This is a genomic window from Phreatobacter sp., assembly GCF_027532945.1.
Classification (GTDB): Bacteria; Pseudomonadota; Alphaproteobacteria; order Rhizobiales; family Phreatobacteraceae; genus Phreatobacter.
On record NZ_JAPZTZ010000004.1, the window covers coordinates 58607 to 79553 of the forward strand.

General features: G+C 68.9%; 18 protein-coding genes. 12 read left to right on the top strand and 6 right to left on the bottom strand.

Annotated elements, in window-relative coordinates; all coding sequences use genetic code 11:
• Window positions 1-14: 14 nt before the first annotated feature.
• Window positions 15-989, top strand: a complete 975-nt coding sequence (locus O9344_RS02990; RefSeq protein WP_298472531.1) for an NAD-dependent epimerase/dehydratase family protein — start codon at window positions 15-17, stop codon at window positions 987-989.
• A 36-nt stretch (window positions 990-1025) separates the two neighbouring features.
• Complete coding sequence (locus tag O9344_RS02995; protein WP_298472533.1) at window positions 1026-2132, top strand: glycosyltransferase family 4 protein; 1107 nt, start codon at window positions 1026-1028, stop codon at window positions 2130-2132.
• On the opposite strand, the gene O9344_RS03000 is transcribed toward O9344_RS02995, so the two are convergent.
• From O9344_RS03000 to O9344_RS03010, 3 genes are read right to left on the bottom strand one after another with little or no spacing between them, the layout of a single operon-like run.
• On the bottom strand, window positions 2129-3121 hold the full coding sequence (locus tag O9344_RS03000) for a lysylphosphatidylglycerol synthase transmembrane domain-containing protein (RefSeq protein ID WP_298472535.1): 993 nt from the start codon (window positions 3119-3121) through the stop codon (window positions 2129-2131). The two genes, O9344_RS02995 and O9344_RS03000, sit on opposite strands and share 4 nt — an antisense overlap.
• Window positions 3118-3858, bottom strand: coding sequence for a polysaccharide deacetylase family protein (locus tag O9344_RS03005; RefSeq protein WP_298472537.1), 741 nt, complete (start codon window positions 3856-3858; stop codon window positions 3118-3120). Before O9344_RS03005 ends, O9344_RS03000 begins: the two co-directional genes overlap by 4 nt.
• 60 nt (window positions 3859-3918) lie before the next feature.
• On the bottom strand, window positions 3919-4761 hold the full coding sequence (locus O9344_RS03010; RefSeq protein WP_298472539.1) for a hypothetical protein: 843 nt from the start codon (window positions 4759-4761) through the stop codon (window positions 3919-3921).
• A 104-nt stretch (window positions 4762-4865) separates the two neighbouring features.
• On the opposite strand from O9344_RS03010, the gene O9344_RS03015 reads away from it, so the two are divergent.
• On the top strand, window positions 4866-5564 hold the full coding sequence (locus O9344_RS03015; RefSeq protein WP_298472541.1) for a CDP-alcohol phosphatidyltransferase family protein: 699 nt from the start codon (window positions 4866-4868) through the stop codon (window positions 5562-5564).
• Between the two features lie 10 nt (window positions 5565-5574).
• Window positions 5575-6474: a phosphatase PAP2 family protein gene (locus O9344_RS03020; protein ID WP_298472544.1), complete on the top strand. Its 900-nt coding sequence runs from the start codon at window positions 5575-5577 to the stop codon at window positions 6472-6474.
• A 58-nt stretch (window positions 6475-6532) separates the two neighbouring features.
• Here the strand turns inward: O9344_RS03020 and O9344_RS03025 are convergent, their stop codons facing one another.
• Entirely contained in the window at window positions 6533-8752 is a 2220-nt protein-coding gene (locus O9344_RS03025; protein WP_298472546.1) for a serine protease, read from the bottom strand.
• Between the two features lie 145 nt (window positions 8753-8897).
• Complete coding sequence (locus tag O9344_RS03030) at window positions 8898-10136, bottom strand: serine hydrolase (protein WP_298472548.1); 1239 nt, start codon at window positions 10134-10136, stop codon at window positions 8898-8900.
• 287 nt (window positions 10137-10423) lie between these two features.
• On the opposite strand from O9344_RS03030, the gene O9344_RS03035 reads away from it, so the two are divergent.
• The 5 genes from O9344_RS03035 (at window position 10424) to O9344_RS03055 (ending at window position 17106) form a co-directional block, all read left to right on the top strand.
• Complete coding sequence (locus O9344_RS03035; RefSeq protein WP_298472549.1) at window positions 10424-12061, top strand: amidohydrolase; 1638 nt, start codon at window positions 10424-10426, stop codon at window positions 12059-12061.
• Window positions 12062-12066: 5 nt separating this feature from the next.
• Entirely contained in the window at window positions 12067-13008 is a 942-nt protein-coding gene (locus tag O9344_RS03040; RefSeq protein ID WP_298472551.1) for an ABC transporter permease, read from the top strand.
• Window positions 13009-13013: 5 nt separating this feature from the next.
• Window positions 13014-13913 (top strand): ABC transporter permease, encoded by a 900-nt coding sequence (locus tag O9344_RS03045; protein ID WP_298472554.1) that lies wholly within the window; start codon window positions 13014-13016, stop codon window positions 13911-13913.
• A gap of 59 nt (window positions 13914-13972) precedes the next feature.
• On the top strand, window positions 13973-15568 hold the full coding sequence (locus O9344_RS03050; RefSeq protein WP_298472557.1) for an ABC transporter substrate-binding protein: 1596 nt from the start codon (window positions 13973-13975) through the stop codon (window positions 15566-15568).
• Window positions 15569-15654: 86 nt separating this feature from the next.
• On the top strand, window positions 15655-17106 hold the full coding sequence (locus O9344_RS03055; protein WP_298472560.1) for an amidohydrolase family protein: 1452 nt from the start codon (window positions 15655-15657) through the stop codon (window positions 17104-17106).
• A 186-nt stretch (window positions 17107-17292) separates the two neighbouring features.
• On the opposite strand, the gene O9344_RS03060 is transcribed toward O9344_RS03055, so the two are convergent.
• Window positions 17293-18423, bottom strand: coding sequence for a 5-methyltetrahydropteroyltriglutamate--homocysteine S-methyltransferase (locus tag O9344_RS03060; RefSeq protein WP_298472563.1), 1131 nt, complete (start codon window positions 18421-18423; stop codon window positions 17293-17295).
• 254 nt (window positions 18424-18677) lie between these two features.
• On the opposite strand from O9344_RS03060, the gene O9344_RS03065 reads away from it, so the two are divergent.
• The 3 genes from O9344_RS03065 to O9344_RS03075 all read left to right on the top strand — a co-directional run bounded on the left by O9344_RS03065 (window position 18678) and on the right by O9344_RS03075 (window position 20941).
• Window positions 18678-19646, top strand: coding sequence for a ring-cleaving dioxygenase (locus tag O9344_RS03065; protein WP_298472565.1), 969 nt, complete (start codon window positions 18678-18680; stop codon window positions 19644-19646).
• Between the two features lie 86 nt (window positions 19647-19732).
• Complete coding sequence (locus O9344_RS03070) at window positions 19733-20092, top strand: hypothetical protein (protein WP_298472567.1); 360 nt, start codon at window positions 19733-19735, stop codon at window positions 20090-20092.
• A gap of 108 nt (window positions 20093-20200) precedes the next feature.
• Window positions 20201-20941, top strand: coding sequence for a metallophosphoesterase (locus tag O9344_RS03075; RefSeq protein ID WP_298472569.1), 741 nt, complete (start codon window positions 20201-20203; stop codon window positions 20939-20941).
• Window positions 20942-20947 lie beyond the last annotated feature (6 nt).

Here is a 20947-nt window from a genome sequence, read left to right on the forward strand (position 1 = left end):
TTTGAAGACCTTCCGTGATCGTCGTCACCGGCGCAGCCGGGCTCCTTGGTAACAGCGTGTTGCGCCTTGCGGTGGCGCGTGATCTTCCCGCTCGTGGCTGGGTGAGAAGCCAGGCGTCGCTCGCCGCTCTCGACGGCCTCGCCGACGATCCCATCATCGCCGACATCGCTTCTCAACCGATTGAAAAAGCGTTGGAAAACGTCTCGACCGTGATCCATTGCGCCGCCCGCGTCGGCATCGGCCGCAGCGCCGCCGAGGCCTTCGGGCGCGACAATGTCCTGGCCACCGAGCGGCTGGCGCAGGCCTGCCGCGCCGGTGGACAAAGGCTCATTTTCGTATCGACAGTCGATACGTTGCGCTGGGGGACACCGTCCGATCCGGGGGATGAGGCCGCTCCGACAGAGCCCACACGTGATACCACCTATGCCGCCTCGAAGCGCCGTGCCGAGGCCGTCGTCGCTGCCGAGATGGCACTGGGGCTCGACGCCGTCATCGTCCATCCGGCCTTTCTCATCGGCCCCTGGGACTGGAAGCCCTCTTCCGGGCAGATGCTGCTGGCGGCGGTGCGCGGACCCCTCGCCATCGCCCCACCCGGGGGCAACGACTTCTGCCATGCCGGTGCCGTCGCCGGGACGTTGCTCGACCTCGCCTGCGCACCCGCACGGCCGCCATCCGACCGCTACATCCTCTCCGGCGAGCCCATGACCTATGCGCAGGCCTTCCGGCTGATGAGGCGCGTTGCCGGCCGCACCCCCTTTGTCATCACGGCCCCGGCGCCTCTCGTGAGGGCTGCGGGCCTCGCCGGCGATGCGGTCGCGGCGCTGACCGGCCGCGAGCCGGTGGTCAATTCCGCTGCCGCGGACGCCGCCTGCCGTCCCCACCACTTCACCAGCGCCCGCGCCATGGCCGAGATCGGCTATCGGCCGCGACCGGCGGAGGAGGCCATCCGCGATGCGTGGACATGGTTCCGCGAACGCGGCTATGCGTGACCGCCGCGGACCCCCGGTTCGTGCGAAAGGACTGCCGTGAAGATTGCCCTCGTCAGCGACTGGTTCGTGCCCCGCCTCGGCGGCATCGAATTGCAGATGCGCGACCTCGCCTTGGCACTGATGGCGCGGGGCCATGAGGTCCGGGTGATCTGCGGCGTGCCCGGTGAGCCCGAGGTCGACGGCATCCCCGTCGAGCGGCTGCCCGGCTTCCGCCTGCCGGGCTTCGGCATCGCCGTGACGCCCGGCGTCTGCGCCGCCCTGCGCGCCGCCATCGATGGCGGTGGCTACGACGTCGTCCATGTCCATTGCGGCAATGTCGCCCCCATCGCCCACCATGCGGTCCAGCACTGCATCCGCCGGCGCATCCCTGCGGTCGCGACCTTCCACTCCGTGCTGAAATACTATGACCTGCCGCTGCTCCTGCTGGACGCGCTGCACGGCTATGCCCGCGCGGCCGTGCGCTACACCGCCGTGTCGACGGTGGCTGGCGCGGCGCTCCGGCCGCTGCTCAAGGACCGCGACGTAGTGGCGATCCCCAACGGCATTGATCTCGCCTGGTGGCACCGGCCCGAGGCGGCAGCCCCAGCCGGCGACACCGTCGAATTCTTCTCGGTGACGCGGCTGCAGAAGCGCAAGCGCGCGCGCTGGCTGGTGCGCGCCTTTGCCGAGGCGGTGAAGGACCTGCCGCCCCAGGCGGCGCGGCTGACCATTGTCGGCGATGGCGACGAGCGCCGCGCCATTGCCGGCATCATCGCCCGGGCGGGGATGGAGGACCGCATCATCCTCGCCGGCCGCGAGGAGCGGGAGGCGATCCGCGATCGCCTCCATGCCGCCGATGTGTTCCTGCTCGCCTCGCGGCTCGAGGCCTTCGGCATCGCCGCGCTGGAGGCCCGCGCCGCCGGCCTGCCGGTGGTGACCATGGCGCAGTCCGGCGCGCGCGACTTCCTCGTCGATGGCCATGATGCGCTGCTGGTGGAGGATGACGTGGCCCTGGCCGCCGCCATCCGCCGGCTGGTGGTGGAGCCGGCCCTGCGACAGGCGCTGAGGGCCGCGTCCTCTCGATCACCCGCTGGCGTCGATTGGGCCGATGTCGCTCCGCGCTACGAGGACGAATATCGGGCGGCCATCGCCGCCGTCGCTTAAGGGCTGTCGAGCCGCCGTTCGCCGCGCTCGTCGCGCGGCAGGGCCCAGCCGAGATAGGCAAGGCTCACCAGCGAGGCGAGGAAGACGACGCCGTGCTGGACGAGCGCCGCGGCGGTCGCCAGCGGCAGCGGCACGCCGAGATACTGGTAGCAGAGGATGACGGTCGCCTCGAAGACGCCGAGATGGCCCGGCGAGACTGGCGCCATGGTGGCAAGGTCGAGCGCCGCCACCACCAGCACCGCCGCCGGCAGCGAGGGCGGGATGCCGACCGCGATCTGCACGGTCATCACCATCAGCACCTCCATGCCCGCCTTGGCGAAGGCGAGGACCACGATGGCAAGGCCAAGGCCAGGATGGCGCATGGGTTCGAGATGGTCGATGAAATCGGCGAAGTGGCCGAGGGCCTGTGCGACACGCGGGCCGCGCTTTGCGGCGAAGACGCGGATCCAGCCGCCGCCGTGGGCGACCACCAACAGCGCCACGGTGAAGACGGCAACGACGCCGGCAAGGCCGAGCAGGCCGGAGCGGATCCAGTCGGGCACCGGAACAAGCAGCGCCGCAAGCGTCAGCGTGCCGACCTTGGCGATGCCGGTCACCAGCTGGTCGCCGGCATAGACCGAGGCCGCGGCAGAGGCCGGCAGCCGCCCGCGCACGATGAGGAAGCCGACCGCCGCGACGACACCGGTCATCGGCAACGACGTGTTCGCCGCCCCGCTCAGCGCGGTGACCTGCGCCATCCGGCCGAAACTCGGGCGTAGCGCCTTCGGGGCGAGCAACTGCCACTGCAGGATCCAGAACGGCCAGCCGGCAAGGCTCACAACGATGGCGAAGATCGCCCAGTGCCATTTGGCGGCGGCGAGGGCGGCCAGCACGTCCGTCCAGGGGAGCGCGTAGGCTGCAATCGCCGTGAGCACGGCCAGCACGCACCAGCCGAGGATCCACCACAGGCGGCGGGAGGGTTTGGCTGCCGCACTGTCCGGCGCGCTCATGCCCGGTCCGGCCGCATCTGCGCGCCGAGGTCGCGCATGGTCGTGAAGGTCGCGCCGCGTCCCTTGAAGTAGCGGATGACCGAACCGAGCGCGTCCAGCGCCGGCTGCCCCGTGCGGAAGCGGCAATCGTAGCGCAGGTTCGACTGGCGGAAGTCGACGAACTCCCAGGGGTGGACGAAAAGCACGACGGGATCGGGCAGGCGGCCGAGGAAATATTCGCGCAGCAGTTTCGGGATGCGCAGGGCGCTCGACGTGATCGAGGCGGGGATGCGCACGAGGCCCGGCGCATTCTCCTCGCCCGGCACGTCCTTCTTGTAGCGGGCCTGCGAGGAATCGAGGTGGAAGCCCTCGTCAGCAAGCAGGTCGAGATAATGGCCGGGAAAGCGCAGATAGGGCGCGCGGAACGATGTGATCTCGCCGAAATCGCGCAGCCGCTGCGTCGAGTCCTGGATCTCCCAGCGCGCGCTGTCCTTCGACATCCAGTCGAAACGCTGGTGGGTGACGCCATGGCAGGCGAGCTCGTGGCCGGCATCGACGATAGCGGTGACGGAGCCGGGGTGCAGCCGAGCCGTCTCACCCGTGGTGAACCAGGTCACCGGCACCTGCTCGTCGCGGAAGAGGTCGATGAGGCGTGGTGCGCCCTCGGTGACGCCGCGCCACGTCCACAGGAAGGGCGGGCAGTCCGGCTCCATATCGACGGTGAGCGCGACGCGCAGAGGAGGTGTGGCAGCGGCCATGGCCGCGCTCTTAGAGCATTTCGCCGGGAAGGGGGAGGGGAAAGGGAAGGGGGCCCTGCCTCACCACCATGCCTTGAACGCCGCGATGGCGTCGAGGTCATTGGTGCCCGAACTGTTGGGCCCGAAGGTCAGCGCCGCGAGATCGGAGGCCTCGGTCTCGATCGGCAGCCCCCGGCCGGGGATGACGAGGCGAGCGACGCCGCGGCGGGCGAGATGGCCGGAGAACCAGACATCGTCGACGAATCGCACGCCCGGCGGATAGCCGGTGAAGTCGTGGACGGCTGCATCGAGCGCCCCGGGCGGCACCAGATATCCCCAGGTGCCCAGCAGGATGTCGACCGGCTCCGGCGCCTTCAGCGCCGTGGCGAAGATATGCGGGAAGCTCTTGGGATGAGCGTCCGGCACGATGCGCCAGCCGCGCCAGCCGATGGCGGCCTGCGGCAGGCGGCGATGCCAGTCGAGCATCTGGGCGATGAAGTCCCGGGGGTAGATGACGTCGTCATCCACCACCAGGATGGCGGCCTGCGGTTCCGCCAGCAGCGCCGGCAGCAGCTTCGTCGCCGGCCCTTCGTCGGTCGCGGCGATGACGTCGACGCCCGCCACGGGTGGGTGGAGCTGCGGATAGGGCTGGCCCGAGCGCCGCGACACCTCCGGCCGCGCGAGCACGATCCGGTCGGCGGGCACGGTCTGGTCGAGGAGGCTGTGGAGCACCGGGGTGAGCCGGTCCATGCGCTCCGGCACGGTGGTCAGCGTCACCACCAGCCGTTCCGGACGGGCGACCGCCGGGCCCGGACGGGGGGCCTCGCCGCGCAGCAATTTGCGTGCGCGGGCATGATCCTGATAGAGCCTTGCCGGCGTCATGCGCCGAAAGCGCATGAGCGCGTTGCGGATCATCATGGCCATCGGTCAGATCGTCCGGCAGGGTGGCAGCATCTTGACCTTGGCTCGCTTTGGGTCTTGAGGACGCGCTCATTAGCACCGCTGGCTGCAAACGGGGAGCCGGGTCAATGTCGGAGAGCTGGGTCTCGCGCGTTCTTGCGAGCCTCGAGAAGGGCGCCTCCCTGCAGGACGTGGCGCGCAGCGCGGCTTTTGCCGGCGCCCTCGGTCGTGTCGCAGCCATTCTCGCGCGCACCGGCGTGACGCCGAACACGCTGACCCTGTTATCGCTGACGCCGGCCCTCGCCTCCGCCGTCTTCGCCGCCTATGGCGCGCTGGCCTGGTCCGCCGTCTTCCTGCTGCTCTCCGGCCTGTTCGACATGCTCGACGGGCCGCTCGCCCGCTCCACCGGCACGGTCAGCCGTTACGGCGCCCTGCTCGATTCAACGGTCGATCGCGTGACCGACGCCCTGCCGCTGCTCGGTCTCACCGTCTTCTTCTCGACCTCCGGCTGGATGGCGGTCGTGCCCGCGTTCACCCTGCTCGCGGCCTATACGGTCTCCTATGTCCGCGCCCGCTGCGAGGGCCTGAAGGTGCAGCTGCCGCCGCTGTGGATGCGCCGCGGCGACCGCATGGTGCTCATTGCCCTCGCTCTGCTGCTCGGCCCCTTCTCGCCGGGGTTCACCCTCTTCGGGGTGGGTCTCGTTGGCGTGTTGAGCATCCTCGCGGCCGCCGATGCCCTGCGGGTTGCCCGCAACGTCATCGACGCACGCCAGCCCGAGGTTCGTGGCCTTCCCGACGCGCCGACCGGGCGCGACGGCCTGGCCTGACGCCTTCCCCATGTCGCTGAACCCCTGGACCCGCCTGACCGACCTCTGGGGCCGCTGGTGGTACGCGCCGCTGCTTCCCGTCCTCTACGCGCTGGCGATGCTGCCGATCGGCATGTTCCGCCCCGAACATGCGCTGATCGCCGGGCTCGTTGTCGTGCTCGGCCTGTTCAACCAGAAGACCCAGCGCATCACCGCCGTCCTCTATCCCGGGGTGCTCGTCGCCATTGCCTCGGACGCGATCCGCTTCATCCTGCCGGTCTTCGTGAGGACGGGCGCTGACGTCCATGCCTGCGACCTGCGCGATCTCGAACTGAAGTTCTTCGCCGTGGCGCCGAACGTCACGCCGGGCGACTGGTTGCAGCAGCACGTCAGCCCCTTCTGGGACGTGGTCTTCGCCATTCCCTACGCGGCCTTCCTCTATGTGGTGCCGCTCTACGCGCTCTATCTCTTCGTCCGCGATCGCGAGCGGGCGCGGCTCTACCTCTGGGCCTTCGCCATTGCCCATGCCATCGGCTTCACCATCTGGATCCTCTACCCGGCTGCGCCGCCCTGGTACGTCCGGATGGACGGCTGCATCGTCAACATCAAGGCGGCTGCGAGCCCCGCCGGCCTGCTGCGCGTCGATGAGCTGCTCGGCATCACCTATTTCAAGCAGTTCTACGGCCGCGCCGCCAATGTCTTCGGCGCCATGCCGTCGATGCACGTCGCCTTCCCGATGATCGGCCTCTTCGCGGCGGTCGGGGCCGCGACCTGGCGCACCTGGCCGCTCCACATCTTCTATGCCACGGCCATGTGCGTCGCGAGTGTCTATCTCGACCACCACTGGATCCTCGACGGCATTGTCGGCGCCGCCGTCGCCTGGGTCTCGGTGGTCCTCGCGCGCCGACTGCTGAACTATCAACGGTCCTGACGCGGCAAGGCCCGCGGCGGTGTCCCGCGCGGGCCCTGTTTCGCGCCGTCAGCGAAGATCACTCCAGGCAGTCGAGCGGCAGCACCGACTGGTCGGCGTTCTGCAGGATGTCCGGGGTCGGCAGCGAAGCACCCGACTCGCCCTCTGCCGGCTGGACGTTGTTCGCCGCGAGGAAGGTGCGGACGAGGTCCAGCTTGATGCCGAAGTTGATGTTCTGCGCGGTGCGCTCGCCGGAGATCTTGTCGATCTGCGAGACCACCACGCCGACCACCGAGCCGGCGCCGTCAAGGACCGGACCGCCGGAATTGCCCGGCTGGGTCGGCGCCGTGTACTGGAACCGGCTCTGGTCGCCGAGCGCGCCGCGCAGGCCCGAAACGATGCCCTCGGTGACGTTGACGCCGCCGAGCTGCGAGCGGGCGGGATAGCCCACCAGCACCACGCGCTCGCCGCCGCGGACCACCGGGCCGGCACCGGTGCGCAGGCGCAGCGGCGTCGAGGTGGTGTTCTCCTGGCGGAGCACGGCGAGGTCCGCGCCCTCGTCGGCGCCGACCAGGCGCAGCGGGATGCGGGCGCCGCCCGGCCGCGAGATGGCGACCGTCGTGCAGCCGTCGATCACGTGGTGGTTGGTCAGGATGAAGCCGGCGTCGTTGATGTAGAAGCCGGTGCCGGTGGAGACGACCTGGCCCGGGCGGCCGGCGCGGCCGATGGCCATTTCCGGCGTGGCGCAGAGATCCTGGTCACGCTTCTCCATGTTCTGACCGCCCTCGTAGACCACCTTCACGTCCCAGCGGCAGCCACCCTCAGTGGGCAGGCGCATGTCCAGCCGGAAGCGCGGCGGCAGCAGCTCCGAGCCGAGGCGGTCGTCGCCCCAGTGGGTGTCGTTGGTCGGGGTCAGGTAGACCTCCCGCACCGCGCCGCGGCCGCTATTGGTGAAGACCACGCGCCGGCCATTGTCCGGACCGCCGCCATCGACGCGGAAGGCATTGGCGCCGCCGAAGGCGACCTCGCGGCGCTGGCAGAGGTTCTGCCGCATCCGCCGCTCCTCGCGACCGCCGGTATAGACGATGCGCAGGTCGTAGTTGCACTGGTCGTCCCGCTCGACGCGGGCGGTGTAGCGCGCGCCCGGCTGGATGCGCTCGGCGCCGAGCAGGTCCTCGCCCCAGCTCGAGATCTTCGAGGAGGAGATGAACAGCGATTCGATGGTGCGGTCGCCCTCGTTGACGATGGCGACCTGCGAGATGGTGGGCTGCGCCGGACGGGCGGAAGCGGTCTGCTTGCGCTCGCCGCGGCCGGGAGCCAGCGCCGGGCCTTCCACCACGAATTCCGGATTGGTGCAGAGGTTCACGCCGTTGCGGACCTCTTCGCGGTCGTTGCTGAAGCGCACCTTGACGTCATAGTCGCAGCCGCGCCGCGGCAGCGAGAGCTGGAACGTGCCGCGGGCCTCGACCGTGTCGTTGCCGAGGCGATCGGGGCCCCAGGCGTTGGTGCCGCGCGGGCGAACATGGAGATACTGGATCGCCACGGCGCCGCGGTTCTGGATCGTCACCGCGAGCGGCGGCTGGCTGTCGGGCTCGTTGCGACGCTCCTGCCCTTCCGCGCGGGGTGCGGCCTCGTCGGCATTGGCATTGGCACCGAAAACCACCTCGCGCGTGGCGCAGAGGTCGCGGCGGCGCAGGGTGCGGTCGGCAGAGCCCTCGAAAGTGGCGACGAGGTCATAGACGCAGCCGGCATTGCGCTCGAAGCGGCCGGTGTACTGGTTGTTGTTCTCCACCGTGGTGGAGCCGAGCACGTCCTCGCTCTCGTCGCCGTTGGCCGAGACCAGCTTGAGGGTCTGCATCGTGTTGCCGGAGCGGTTGCGGACCAGATAGAGCGCGGCCGGGCCCTGGCGCTGCAGGTCGGCGGCGGTGGTCTGGGTGCGGCCGTTCATCACCAGCTCGGGGCGGGCGCAGAGGTCGATGCCGAAGCGCGTTTCCTCGCGACCGTTCTCGAACACGCCGCGAACGTCGAAGCGGCACTGCTCGCCCTCGATGGTGAAGCGGAAATTGCGGTTGCGCGCCACCGTGTCGCTGCCGAGCCGGTCCTCGCCCCAGCCGGCATCCCCCACGGGAGCCACATAGAGGAAGCTCAGCGAGGCCTGGCTGCGGTTCTGGACCGTCACCTCGGTGCCGTCGGACTGGCGTGGCCGGCGGCGCTGCGCCTCCGCATCGGTGGCCTGCACGAGCAAGAGGCAGGCTGTGGCGAGGGCCAGCGGCACGCTGGCACGGGTAAGCAGCGACATGTCGGTCTCCGATTTTCCGGCCCTGTGCCGGATCGTTGGGACGATCGGTATGGGGTGCCGATTTCTGGACGATTTCGCCAGCTCGTGGCTTTGTCGTGACGCGGCCTCCGCCGCAGCAACGTGGCTGAAACGAACGGGGCCCTGTTCAGCCCATCAGTGCGGTCGCCACCGCCCGGAAGGCCGGCAGCGTGATCGGGTCGTTGGCGACATTTCCGGCGGCCGGATGCGAGGCGTAACGGGCGATGACCACCTCCGCCTTGGGGTTGATGTAGAGCGACTGGCCGTGGACGCCGCGAGCCATATAGGCGCCGTGGTCGTCGTGGCTGATCCACCACTGTGTCCGGTAGGACCAGCCGGGGAGGGTCGGATAGCCCGCCGGCGCGAACTTGGCGCGATCGCCGCCGCAGGTGATCGCCTCGACGACGCTTGTGGGGAACAGCCGGCGGCCGTTGACCATGCCGCCGCCGCGCATCACCTCGCCGAAACGGGCGAGGTCCCGGGTCGTGGTGTTGAGCCCGCCGCCGCCGCTTTCGATGCCGAGCTTGTCGACGGTGTAGTGGGCATCTTCCTCGGCCCCCATCTGCTGCCAGATGCGGGTGGAGAGAAGCTCCGACAGGCTGAGCCCGCTCGCCCGCCTCAGGATCCAGGCGAGCACGTCGGTATTGACCGTCTTGTAGGCGAAGACCCGGTCGTGCTCGCCCGTCTTGCCGATGGTGGTGAGATATTCGAGCAGCGAGGGCTGCGGCACGCCGGGGAGCGGCGGGGCCATGCCATTGGCGCGGCGCAGTGCAAAGATATCCGAACTCGGGTCGGTGTAGATTTCCGAGTAGGCGAGCCCCGTGGTCATGTCCATGACCTGCCGCACCGTCGCATCGCCGAAGGCGCTTGATGCCAGCTCCGGCACATAGGCGGTCACCGGCGCTGCCGGGTCGATCAGCCCGTCCGCCACGAGGATGCCGGCCAGCGTGCCGGTGAAGGACTTGGTGACGGACATGCCGATATGCGGCTGGTGGGCTTTGAGCGCACCGAAATAGCGTTCAAAGGCGATGCGGCCGCGATGCAGCACGACGATGCCGTCGGCATAGGTGTCGACAAGGGCGCGGGCGAAGGTGGTGGCGCGGCCCTCCATCGTCGTCACGGGGAGGGCATCGAGGTCCTGCTCGTCGCGCGGCAGCGGCGATGGACCGCCCGTTCCGCGCCAGACATTCACCGTCGGCACGATCTGCCGGACATGGCTCCACGACCAGCGCAGCTGCGGGAAGGCGCGGAACGACCCATCCGCATAGGTGATCGCCTTGTCGGGCGGCGGCGGGAAACCGGTCATCCAGCCGAGCGTCACGGGATCGCTGGCCTCGGGATTGGCGGGCAGGGCAGGGTTCGTCATCGCCAGGTCCTCAGATGATCCACAACGGTCGGTCGATAACGCAGCGTCGGGCGTCGGGTGACCGCTTGTCGTATCGACATTCGATACGGTCGTGCCAATGGATGTTGATGTCGCGTCAGTTTGCTGCTCACATCGACACCGCGGGCGGGAGAAAGTTTCCGACCTTACCGTTGCGGGACAACAAATCCACCCCGCCGCCCGCTGGTGTGCCCATCGCCCCCGGCATGTTGCCGGTGCAATTTTCGGCATGCCACGATGTTGGGCATTGATGGGTTGAGGTGTGTTCGATGGCGATGTTGCCGAAGGCCGATGTTGTGTTGCGGGGCGGCCGTGTTTTCATCGCCTATGGGGAGCCGGTGGCCGAGGCCATCGCCCTGTGGTCGGGCAAGGTCCTCGCCGTCGGTTCCTCCGCTGACATGGAGCCGCTGATCGGCCCCGCCACCCGGATCGTCGAGCTGCGCGGCCGCCTTGTCACCCCCGGCCTGTTCGAGGCCCATGCCCACCTCCTGCCCATGGGCCTGTCCATGGCCGAGGTCGATGCCCGCCCGCAGAAGGCCAACACGCTCGACGGGCTGCTCGATCTCATCCGCGAGGCCGCCGCCAAGAAGAAGCCCGGCGAATGGATCCTCGCCCGCGGCTATGACGATTCGAAGCTCGACATCCGCCGCCATCCCCACCGCACCGAGCTGGACATGGCGGCCCCCGACAACCCGGTCTATCTGGTGCGCACCTGCGGCCACCTCGCCGTCGCCAATTCGCTGGCGCTGAAGATCGCCGGCGTCACCACGGCGAGCCCGGTGCCCGCCGGTGGCGCCATCGAGCAGACCAATGGCTCCCTCACCGGTCTCATGGCCGAGAATGGCCGCCAGCCCGTCCAGGCGGTGCTGCCGGCCTATACCGACGAGGACCATGTCGCCGCCATCGAGCGCGGCGCGAAATACATGAACTCCTTCGGCATCACCTCGACCATGGATGCCGCCGTCGGCATGCGCTCGGGCTATCGGGAAATCATCTCCTACCGCAACGCCTTGCGCACCGGCCGCCAGCCGATCCGCGTCACCCAGTGCCTGCTCGACATTCCCGGCGGCATCCTCGGCCGCTGCCACGAGGAGGGCCTCGTCACCGGCTCGGGCGACGACATGCTGCGCGTCGGCCCGGTGAAGATCTTCACCGACGGCTCGGCCGGTGGAAAGACCGCCGCCATGACGAAGCCCTATGCCGGCGAGGATGAGACCCACGGCATCTACTGCCTCACCGACAAGGAGATGGAAGAGGCGACGATGGAGGTCCACGCCAAGGGCTACCATCTCGCCGTCCATGCCATCGGCGACGGCGCCATCGAGCAGACGCTGGTGGCCATGGAGAAGGCGCTGGCGAAATATCCGGACCGCGACCGCCGCCATCGCATCGAGCATTGCGGCTTCAACACCATGGACCAGATGCGCCGGATGCGGGCTGCCGGCATCGAGCCGGTGCCCCAGCCGGTCTTCATCTACGATTTCGGCGAGCTCTACGAGACGGTCATGCCGGACGACCGGCCGGGCGCCAGCTACCCGATGAAGACCTGGATCGACATGGGCTTCCGTCCCGCCGCCTCCACCGACGCGCCGGTCTGCGACGCGAATGTCTGGCCGAATTTCTACACGATGCTCACCCGCAAGACCCACAAGGGCACGGTCATCGGCGGCGACCAGGTCATCTCCATCGAGCGCGCCATCCAGGCCTATACGGAGTTCGGCGCCTATGTGAACAAGTGCGAGGACCATCGCGGCACGCTCCGGCCCGGCATGGCCGCAGATGTCGCAGTCTTCTCCCGGGACTTGCTCACCGCCTCGCCCGAGGCGATCCTCTCCGACACGCGCTGCGATCTCACCATTCTCGGCGGCGCCTGCGTCTATGACGCCACCGGCGAGTGGAGGGGCTGACGGGCATGGGCGTTCACCTGATCCATCGCGCGGTCCTGTCGATCCCCGTCCTCTTCGGCGTGCTGCTGCTCGGCTTCCTGCTGCTGCAGCTCGTTCCCGGCGACGTTGCCCAGGTCATTGCCGGCCCGCAGGCAACCCCGGAAGTGGTGGCGCAGATCCGCAAGGATCTTGGCCTCGACCGGTCGCTGGTCGTGCAGTTCTTCATCTACATCAGCCGCGTCCTCCAGGGGGACCTCGGCTATTCGATGATCAACAACACCCCGGTCATCCATGAACTGGCCGAGGCGATCGGCCCGACTGCCGAGTTGATGCTGGCCTGCCTCATCTGGTCGGTGCCGGTCGGCATCGCGCTCGGCACGGTGGCCGCCGTCTATCGCGGCCATGCCCTCGACCGCATCATCATCGCCATCTCGGTCTTCGGCGTCTCCATGCCGGTCTTCTTCATCGGCCTGATGCTGATCATGTATGTCGGCTACTACTGGGAGCTGCTGCCCTTCCTCGGGCGGGCCGGCCCCATCTGGACGCTGGACGGCCTTGCGCATCTGGCGCTCCCGGCCCTGACCCTCGGCCTCATCTTCATCGGCCCCGTGGCGCGCATGACGCGCACGGCGGCGCTCGAGGTGATGAATGCCGACTATGTGCGCACGGCGCGCGCCAAGGGCCTCGCCGAGCACACGGTCATCATCCGCCATGTGCTGCGCAACGCGCTGATCCCGGTCGTCACCCTCATCGGCCTGCAGGCCGGCTTCCTCCTCGGCGGCGCCGTCGTCACCGAGACCATCTTCTCCTGGCCCGGCGTCGGGCGGCTCGCCGTGGGCGCCATCCTGGCGCGCGACTTGCCTCTCGCCCAGGGCGCCATCCTGATCCTCGCGGTCTCCTTCATCGTGATCAATCTCATCGTCGACGTGCTCTACGGCATCCTCGATCCCCGGGTCGGCAAGCGATGACCGCGGTGACCGCTTCCCCCGCCGCCGCTCCCGCCCCGGACGCCCCGGCCCCGCGTCGCTTTCCGGCGCTGCGCCGCCTGTTCCGTGACAAGCTCGCCATTGCCGCGGCCTTCATCCTCATCCTGCTGATCGCCGCCGCGATCCTCGCGCCCTGGCTGGCGCCGAACGACCCCTATCTCACCAACACCCGCCTGCGCATGTTGCCGCCGGTGTGGGAGGCGCGCGGCCGCTGGCAGTTTCTGCTCGGCACCGACGGCCTTGGCCGCTGCATGCTCTCGCGCCTGCTCTACGGGTTGCAGGCGACGATGCTGATGGGCGTCATCGCCACCGCCATCGGCGGTTCCATCGGCATCGTGCTGGGGCTGATCTCCGCCTTCTACCGGCGGCTCGACGGCCTCATCATGCACATGTCGGACATCCTCCTGTCCTTCCCGGCGATCCTCCTCGGCCTCGCCTTCGCGGCAGTCGTCGGCCCGGGCATGACGGCGGTCGTCGTCTCGCTCGCCATTGCCACGATCCCGACCGTCGTGCGCGTCACCCGCGCCTCGGCGCTGGTGGTGATGGGCCAGGACTTCATCGAGGCCGGCCGCTCCATCGGCCTGACCGACGGCACGCTGCTGGTGCGCTACCTCGCGCTCAACTGCATCTCCTCGGTCTTCGTCTATCTGACGCTGCGCTTCGGCCAGGTGATCCTGCTGGGCTCGGCCCTGTCCTTCCTCGGCCTCGGCGCCCAGCCGCCCATCGCCGAACTCGGCACCATGGCCTCCGCCGGCCGCAACGAACTGTTCCTCGCCCCGCACATCTCGGTCATCCCGAGCCTCGTCATCGTCGTTCTGGTGCTCTGCGCCAACCTCCTCGGCGATGCGCTGCGCGACATGCTCGATCCGCGGCTGAGGCACGGCTGATCCACCCCAAGGCCCGGCCAACGGGTCAGATAACCAAAGGTCTCCAGAGGAGCAGGGACATGAGTGTCAAACGATTGATCTGGGCGGCGACCGCCCTTGCCGGCGGCCTTGCCTTCACGGCTCCGGCCATGGCGCAAGCGCAGAACAGCCTCACCATCGTTCGTGAGGTCGATTCCGACCGCTACGACCCGCACCGCTCGACGGCCCGCGCCGCCTCCGAGGTGCTGTTCATGCTCGCCGACACGCTGGTGTCGCTCGACCACGACATGACCTCGATCAAGCCGGGCCTCGCCGAGAGCTGGACCGTCTCGCCGGACGGCAAGGTCTACACCTTCAAGCTGCGCCAGGACGTGAAGTTCTGCGACGGCAAGGCGATGACCGCCGAGGACGTGGTCTATTCGATCAAACGCTGGATCAACCCCGAGACGCGGTCGCCGGTGCGCTGGCGCGCCGGTCCCGTCGAGGACATCGTCGCCAAGGATGCCTACACGGTCGAATACCGCCTGACGGCGCCCTTCTCCGAACTCCTCTACCAGCTCACCCAGAGCTTCGCCGTGGTCATCGACAAGGCCAATGTCGACGCGCTCGGCGCCGATTTCGGCGTGCGCGGCTTCAACGGCACCGGCCCCTATTGCTGGGTCGACTGGCGTCCGCGCAACGACATGCGCATGCGCCGCCACGACGCCTATCGCTGGGGCCCGCCGATCTACGAGAACCGCGGCCCGGCGCATATCCAGGAGATCGTCTGGCGCATCGTGCCGGAGGAGAACACCCGGCTTGCCGCCGTGCTGACCGGCCAGAGCCAGGCCACCCAGTACGTGCCCTATTCCGGCATGGCGCAGATCCGCGCCAACCGGAACCTGCGCATCGTCGATAACCAGGCGGCGTTCTGGACCTATTTCATCGGCTTCAAGGTGGACAAGGCCGGCGTCGACGAGGAGGCGGTGCGCCGCGCCATCGTCATGGCGGTGGACCAGGAGGCGATCTCCCGCGACATCAATTTCGGCGAGACCGAGCCTGCCTATTCCTACATTCACCAGGCGGCCACCGACTGGAACAAGGCCATCGACCAGCGCCTGATCCGCACCAATGTCACCGAGGCGAACCGCATCCTCGATGCGGCCGGCTGGGTGCGCGGCGCCGACGGTTTCCGCTCCAAGAACGGCCAGCGCCTCTCGCCGCTCGCCTATGGTTTCACCGGCTCGACCTGGCAGAAGCTGATGGAGACGGTGCAGGGCGACCTGCGCAAGATCGGCGTCGATCTGCGTATCCAGCTCTTCGATGCCACGGTTGCCTGGGGCAAGCTCGCCACCCAGGAGTTCGACATGTTCGGCATGTCGTTCCCCTACATCACCGCCGGTGACGCGCTGAACCTCTACTTCCGCTCGACCAACGCGCCGACCCCGAACCGCATGAACTGGAAGAACCCGGACACCGACCGCTGGCTCCAGACCGGCATGACGGCGGTCTCGGATGCCGAGCGCGCCCAGAACTACGGGCAGGTGCTGGAGCAGGTCCACGAGGCGGCCGTCTGGATCCCGCTCTACCACGAGCCGATGAAGGTGGCGGCGACCGCGCGCCTCGCCCCCTTCAAGGCGCACAACATCTATGGTTGCGGCTTCTACAAGGGCCTCGACCTGCGCTTCACGCGCTGACCTGACCACCGGCCGGGCGCCCCTCGGGTGCCCGGCCGTTTCCTTGGCTGCCGCCGAACCAAAAGACGCCGCGAGAGAACGCCCCGATGCCCGTCACGCTGATCAAGAACGCTTCCTGGGTCGTCGCCTTCGACGGCCGCAAGCACACCTACATGCAGGGTGCGGACGTCGCCTTCGAGGACGACAAGATCATCCATGTCGGCTCAGGCTTCGCCGGCAAGGCTGCGACCACCATCGACGGCACCGGCATGATGGTCATGCCTGGCCTTGTGAACGTCCACTCTCACCCGGCCTCCGAGCCCATGGCCAAGGGCTGGAACGACGAGCTCGGTTCGCCGAAGCTCTACCAGTCCGCGCTCTACGAGTTCATGCCGCTGTTCCGCGCCGATTCCGGCGGCGCGCCCGACATGGAGGCGATCCCGGCTTCCGCCACGGTCGCCTATTCCGAACTGCTGCTCTCCGGCGTCACCACCCTTGTCGACATGTCGGTCGCCTGGGACGGCTGGCTCGACACCTTCGCCGCCTCGGGGCTCCGCGGCGTGCTCTCACCCATGTATCGCTCGGCGCGCTGGTTCACCAAGAACGGCCACGTGGTCGAGTACGAGTGGCAGAAGGACGAGGGCATGGCTGCGATGGAAGCGGCGATGACGGTTCTCGACGCTGCCGCCAAGCACCCCTCCGGCCGCATGTCCGGCATGGTCTCGCCGAGCCAGATCGATACCTGCACCCCCGGCCTCATCAAGGCGAGCTTCGCCGAGGCCAAGAAGCGCAAGCTGCCCTTCCAGATCCACGCGGCGCAGTCGGTGGTGGAGTTCCACGAGATCACCCGCCGCCACGGCATGACGCCGGTGGAGTGGCTCGGCTCGCTCGGCGTGCTGTCGGACCGCTCGCTCATCGGCCACGGCATCTTCCTCGACCACCACACCTCCGTGCACTGGCCGCGCCGCGACGACCTCCAGGACCTCGTCGACACCGGCACCACGGTCGCCCATTGCCCGACCGTCTTCCAGCGCCGCGGCATCACCCTGCAGACCTTCGGCGAATATGTCCGCCGTGGCGTCAACATGGCCATCGGCACCGACACCTATCCGCACAACATGATCGAGGAGATGCGCCACGTCGCCATCATGTCGCGCGTCGTCGCCGAGGACGTCTATGACGTCCGCTCGGTCGACGTGTTCAACGCCGCGACCCTCGGCGGCGCCAAGGCGCTCGGCCGCAAGGATATCGGCCGCCTCGCGGTCGGCGCCAAGGCCGATGTGGTGCTGGTCGACGTCAATCACCCCACGATGAAGCCGCTGCGCGACCCCGTCCGCTCGATGATCTATTCCTCCGGCGAGCGCGCTATCCGCACCGTCTTCGTCGACGGCAAGAAGGTGGTGGACGGTGGCAAGGTGCTGACCATGGACCTCGCCGCGGCCTCCGAGAAGCTCGAGGCTGCCCAGCGCCGCGCCGAGGCGGGCGTCAAGAAGCTCGACTGGGCGAAGCGTGATCACCTCAAGATCTCGCCGCTGATGTTCCCGCCGGCCAAGGGGTGAGGGACGGGTTCAGGGACGGCTCCACCCTTACCCTCCCCGCTCTGCGGGGAGGGGGACCACGACGTCCCGCCTGACACTGAGCCGATTGGGCCACGCCCGCCCGTTGCGATAATCCGCGACGCTGAAGTCCCCCTCACCTCGCGCAGCGAGGGGAGGGTGAGGGTGGGGCCTTCAAGTCCCCCGCCCTCAGCCCCAGACCTCCCTGCTGATCTCGACGATCAGCTCCATCTTCCGCCACTGCTCGTCCTCGGCCAGCGTGTTGCCCTCTTCCGTCGAGGCGAAACCGCATTGCGGCGACGGGCACAGCTGCTCGATGGGCGCATATTTCGCCGCCTCGTCGATCCGCCTCTTGATGTCGTCCTTCTTCTCCAGCACGCCGGTCTTGGAGGTGACGAGCCCGAGCACCACCGCCTTGCCCTTGGGCAGGAAGCGCAAAGGCTCGAAGCCGCCGGCGCGCTCGGTGTCCCATTCCATGAAATAGGCGTCCACCGGCATGGCATTGAACAGGAGGTCGGCGATCGGCTCGTAGCCGCCCGAGGCGACGAAGGTGGAGCGGAAATTGCCGCGGCACAGATGCATGGAGATGGTGAGGTCCTTCGGCCGCCCGCCAATGGCGGCGGTGACCATCTCGGCATAGATCTCGCCCTGCTTCTCCGGATCGTCGCCGCGCTCGGCCAGCATCCGCTTCTGCTCGGGGTCGCAGAGATAGGCGAAGGAGACGTCGTCGAGCTGCAGGTAGCGGCAGCCGGCGTCATAGAAGGCATGGACGGCCTTGCGAAAGGCCTGGCCGAGATCGTCGTAATACTCGGCCATGTCGGGATAGAGGCCCATATTGATGAGCTTCCGGCCCCCCCGGTAGTGCAGCATGGACGGCGAGGGAATGGTCATCTTCGCGGTGCGTGCGGTGTTCGCCTTCACGAACTTGAAGTGCTCGATGAAGGGATGGGTCGAGAAGCCGATCTTGCCGGTGACGCGCGGCGCCTCGGCCTTGGTCTGCACCCCGGCGAACTGGATGCCCTGGTCGAGCTCCACCCGCGTCACGCCGTCGAGCTGCCAGAGGAAGTCATAGTGCCACCAGGAGCGGCGATATTCGCCGTCGGTGATGCCCTGCAGGCCCACCGCCTCCTGCTTGGCGATGAGCTTCTTGATCTCCGCGTCCTCCACCGTGCGCAGGCCGAGGGCGTCGAGTGTGCCGGCGGCATGGGCGGCGCGCGCCTCCTTGAGCGCCTGCGAGCGCAACAGCGAGCCGACCTGGTCGGCGCGGAACGGGCCGGCCTTGCCGGCGAGGACGGGGGCGGGCGAGGTCGTGGTGCTCATCGGTCGTGTCTCCCTGTGCGGCCCTGCCGTTCGGCGCTGGGCTGGACCCTCTCGCCAGCGGGCGGAGGTCTTCTGGCTGCAACTTTAAGACGGGATAACGGACAGGACCAGATGGTGGCGAGCCGGCTCGCGGGCAAAGCTGCAAGCCGGGCTTGCGAGGGTCCCGGTGTCGCGCCCCTTGCCCCCGCCGCCGCGCGGGCCGATGTCTTGGCCGACGAAGCGTGGCCCCCGCCGCGCCCCACGAGGTCCCTGCCATGACCACCGCCGACGCCCCGATCCCGGCCCTGACCGGCATCCACCATCTCACCGCCGTCTCGGCCGATGCGCCGGGCAACCACGCCTTCTACACCAAGGTGCTGGGCATGCGCCTGGTGAAGCGCACGGTGAACCAGGACGACACCTCCGCCTATCACCTCTTCTACGGCGACGGCGTGGCGAGCCCCGGCTCCGACATCACCTTCTTCGAATGGCCCGTGCCGCGCGAGCGCCGCGGCACCCATTCCATCATCCGCACCGCGCTGCGCGTCACCGGCGAGGCGACGATCCGCTGGTGGGAGGCGCGCTTCAAGGAGCATGGCGTCGTCCACACCGCCGCCGCTATCCGTGACGGCCGCCTGACCCTCGACTTCGAGGATCCGGAAGGCCAGCGCCTTGCCCTCGTCGATGATGGCGGTGCCGGCGACGGCGCCATCTGGGAGCAGAGCCTGGTCCCGGCCGAGCACCAGATCCGCGGCCTCGGCCCGATCACCGCCAGCGTGCCGCAGCTGGAGCCGACCGACCTCGTGCTCACCTATGTTCTCGGCATGCGCAAGGAGCGCGAATACACCCTGCCCAGCGCCGTCACCGTCCATGTCTATGCCATGGGCGCCGGTGGTGTCGCCGCCGAGTATCACGTCGCGGTGGAGCCGCACCTGCCGCCCGCCCGCCAGGGGGCCGGCTCGGTGCATCACGTCGCGTTCCGCACGCCGGACGAGACCCAGTACAAGGGCTGGATCGAGCGGCTGGCCGGGCTACGCATCCCGAGCTCGGGGGCGGTGGACCGCTACTATTTCCGCAGCCTCTACTTCCGCGAGCCGAACGGCATCCTCTTCGAGATCGCCACCGACGGCCCCGGCTTCGACGTCGACGAGCCGCTCGCCACAATCGGCGAGAAGCTCGCCCTGCCGCCCTTCCTCGAGCCGCAGCGCGCGGCAATCGAGCGCGGCCTCAAGCCGCTCTCCTGAGGCGATTGTCGGGTCCATCGCGATTGTCTGGTCTTGTCGGCGGCGCCTAGAGTGGCGCCGTCGATTCGCCTGATCCGGGGCCCGCCATGATTGTTGCCACCCTCCGCGCCGCCTTTGCAGGCCTTGCCGTGCTGGGCCTTGCCGCCTGCCAGTCCACGTCGAGCCAGCCTCCGGTGCCGCAGCCGGTCGCGGCCGCGCCGCAGCAGGGGTCCTATGTGACCCGGCCGGACTTCCGCCTGCCCGAGGGCGCCGGCTGCACCGGCGAGCTCGCCCGTTTCCGCGCGGTGATGGACAACGACCTCGCCACCGGCCACGTCAACCGCGAGGTCCATGGCCGTGTACTGGCCGATCTGCGCGGGCCCGAGGCCGCCTGCGCCGCGGGCCGTGCGGGCGAGGCCAGCGCCGGCCTGCGCGCCGTCAAGCAGCGCTACGGCTATCCCTCCTGATCAGCAAAAGGCGGCCCCGCCGCCGTCTTCCCTTAAGCGAAAGGCGGCCTTGCCGCCGCCGCCGCAAAGGCGAACCATGAGGCCACGGGCGATGCCCGGGAGGCCCTGATGCGCATCGCGCTCATCTCCGACATTCACGGCAACCTGGAGGCCCTTCAGGCGGTGATCGCCCATGTGGCGCGCCAGCGGGTGGACCTTGTCGCCGTGCTTGGCGACATCGTCGGCTATGGCGCCGACCCGGTCGCCTGCACCGAGACGGTGATGACACTGGCGGGGCAGGGCGCCATCGTCTTCAAGGGCAATCACGACGAGGCGGTGGAGCGCGCCGACCCCGACATGAATGCCGCCGCGCTCGCCGCCATCGTCTGGACCCGCGGGGTCCTCGACGGCGCCCACCGAGCCTTCCTCACCGCCCTGCCGCTCACCGCCCGCATCGACGAGCTGCTGCTGGTCCACGCCTCCGCCCGCCATCCCGGCCAGTGGCCCTATGTGATGACGCCGCGCGACGCCGAGCTGAGCCTTGGCGCCACCGATGCACGCCTCGTCGCCTGCGGCCACACCCATGTCCCCGCGCTCTTCTCGCTGCAGCCGAACCGCACCTGCGTCGCCTTCACGCCGGTGGCGGGCACCGCCGTGCCGCTCGCCGCCCATCGCCGCTGGCAGATCGTCGTCGGGGCGGTTGGCCAGCCGCGCGACGGATCGGCGGCCGCCGCCTATGCCGTGCTTGATCTCGGCCAAGGCGCGCTCGAGCCGCATCGTGTTCCCTACGACCATCAGGCCGCCGCGGCAAAGATTCGCGCCGCGGGACTGCCCGATCGGTTGGCGAGCCGGCTCGCCCTGGGGAGGTGACGCCGC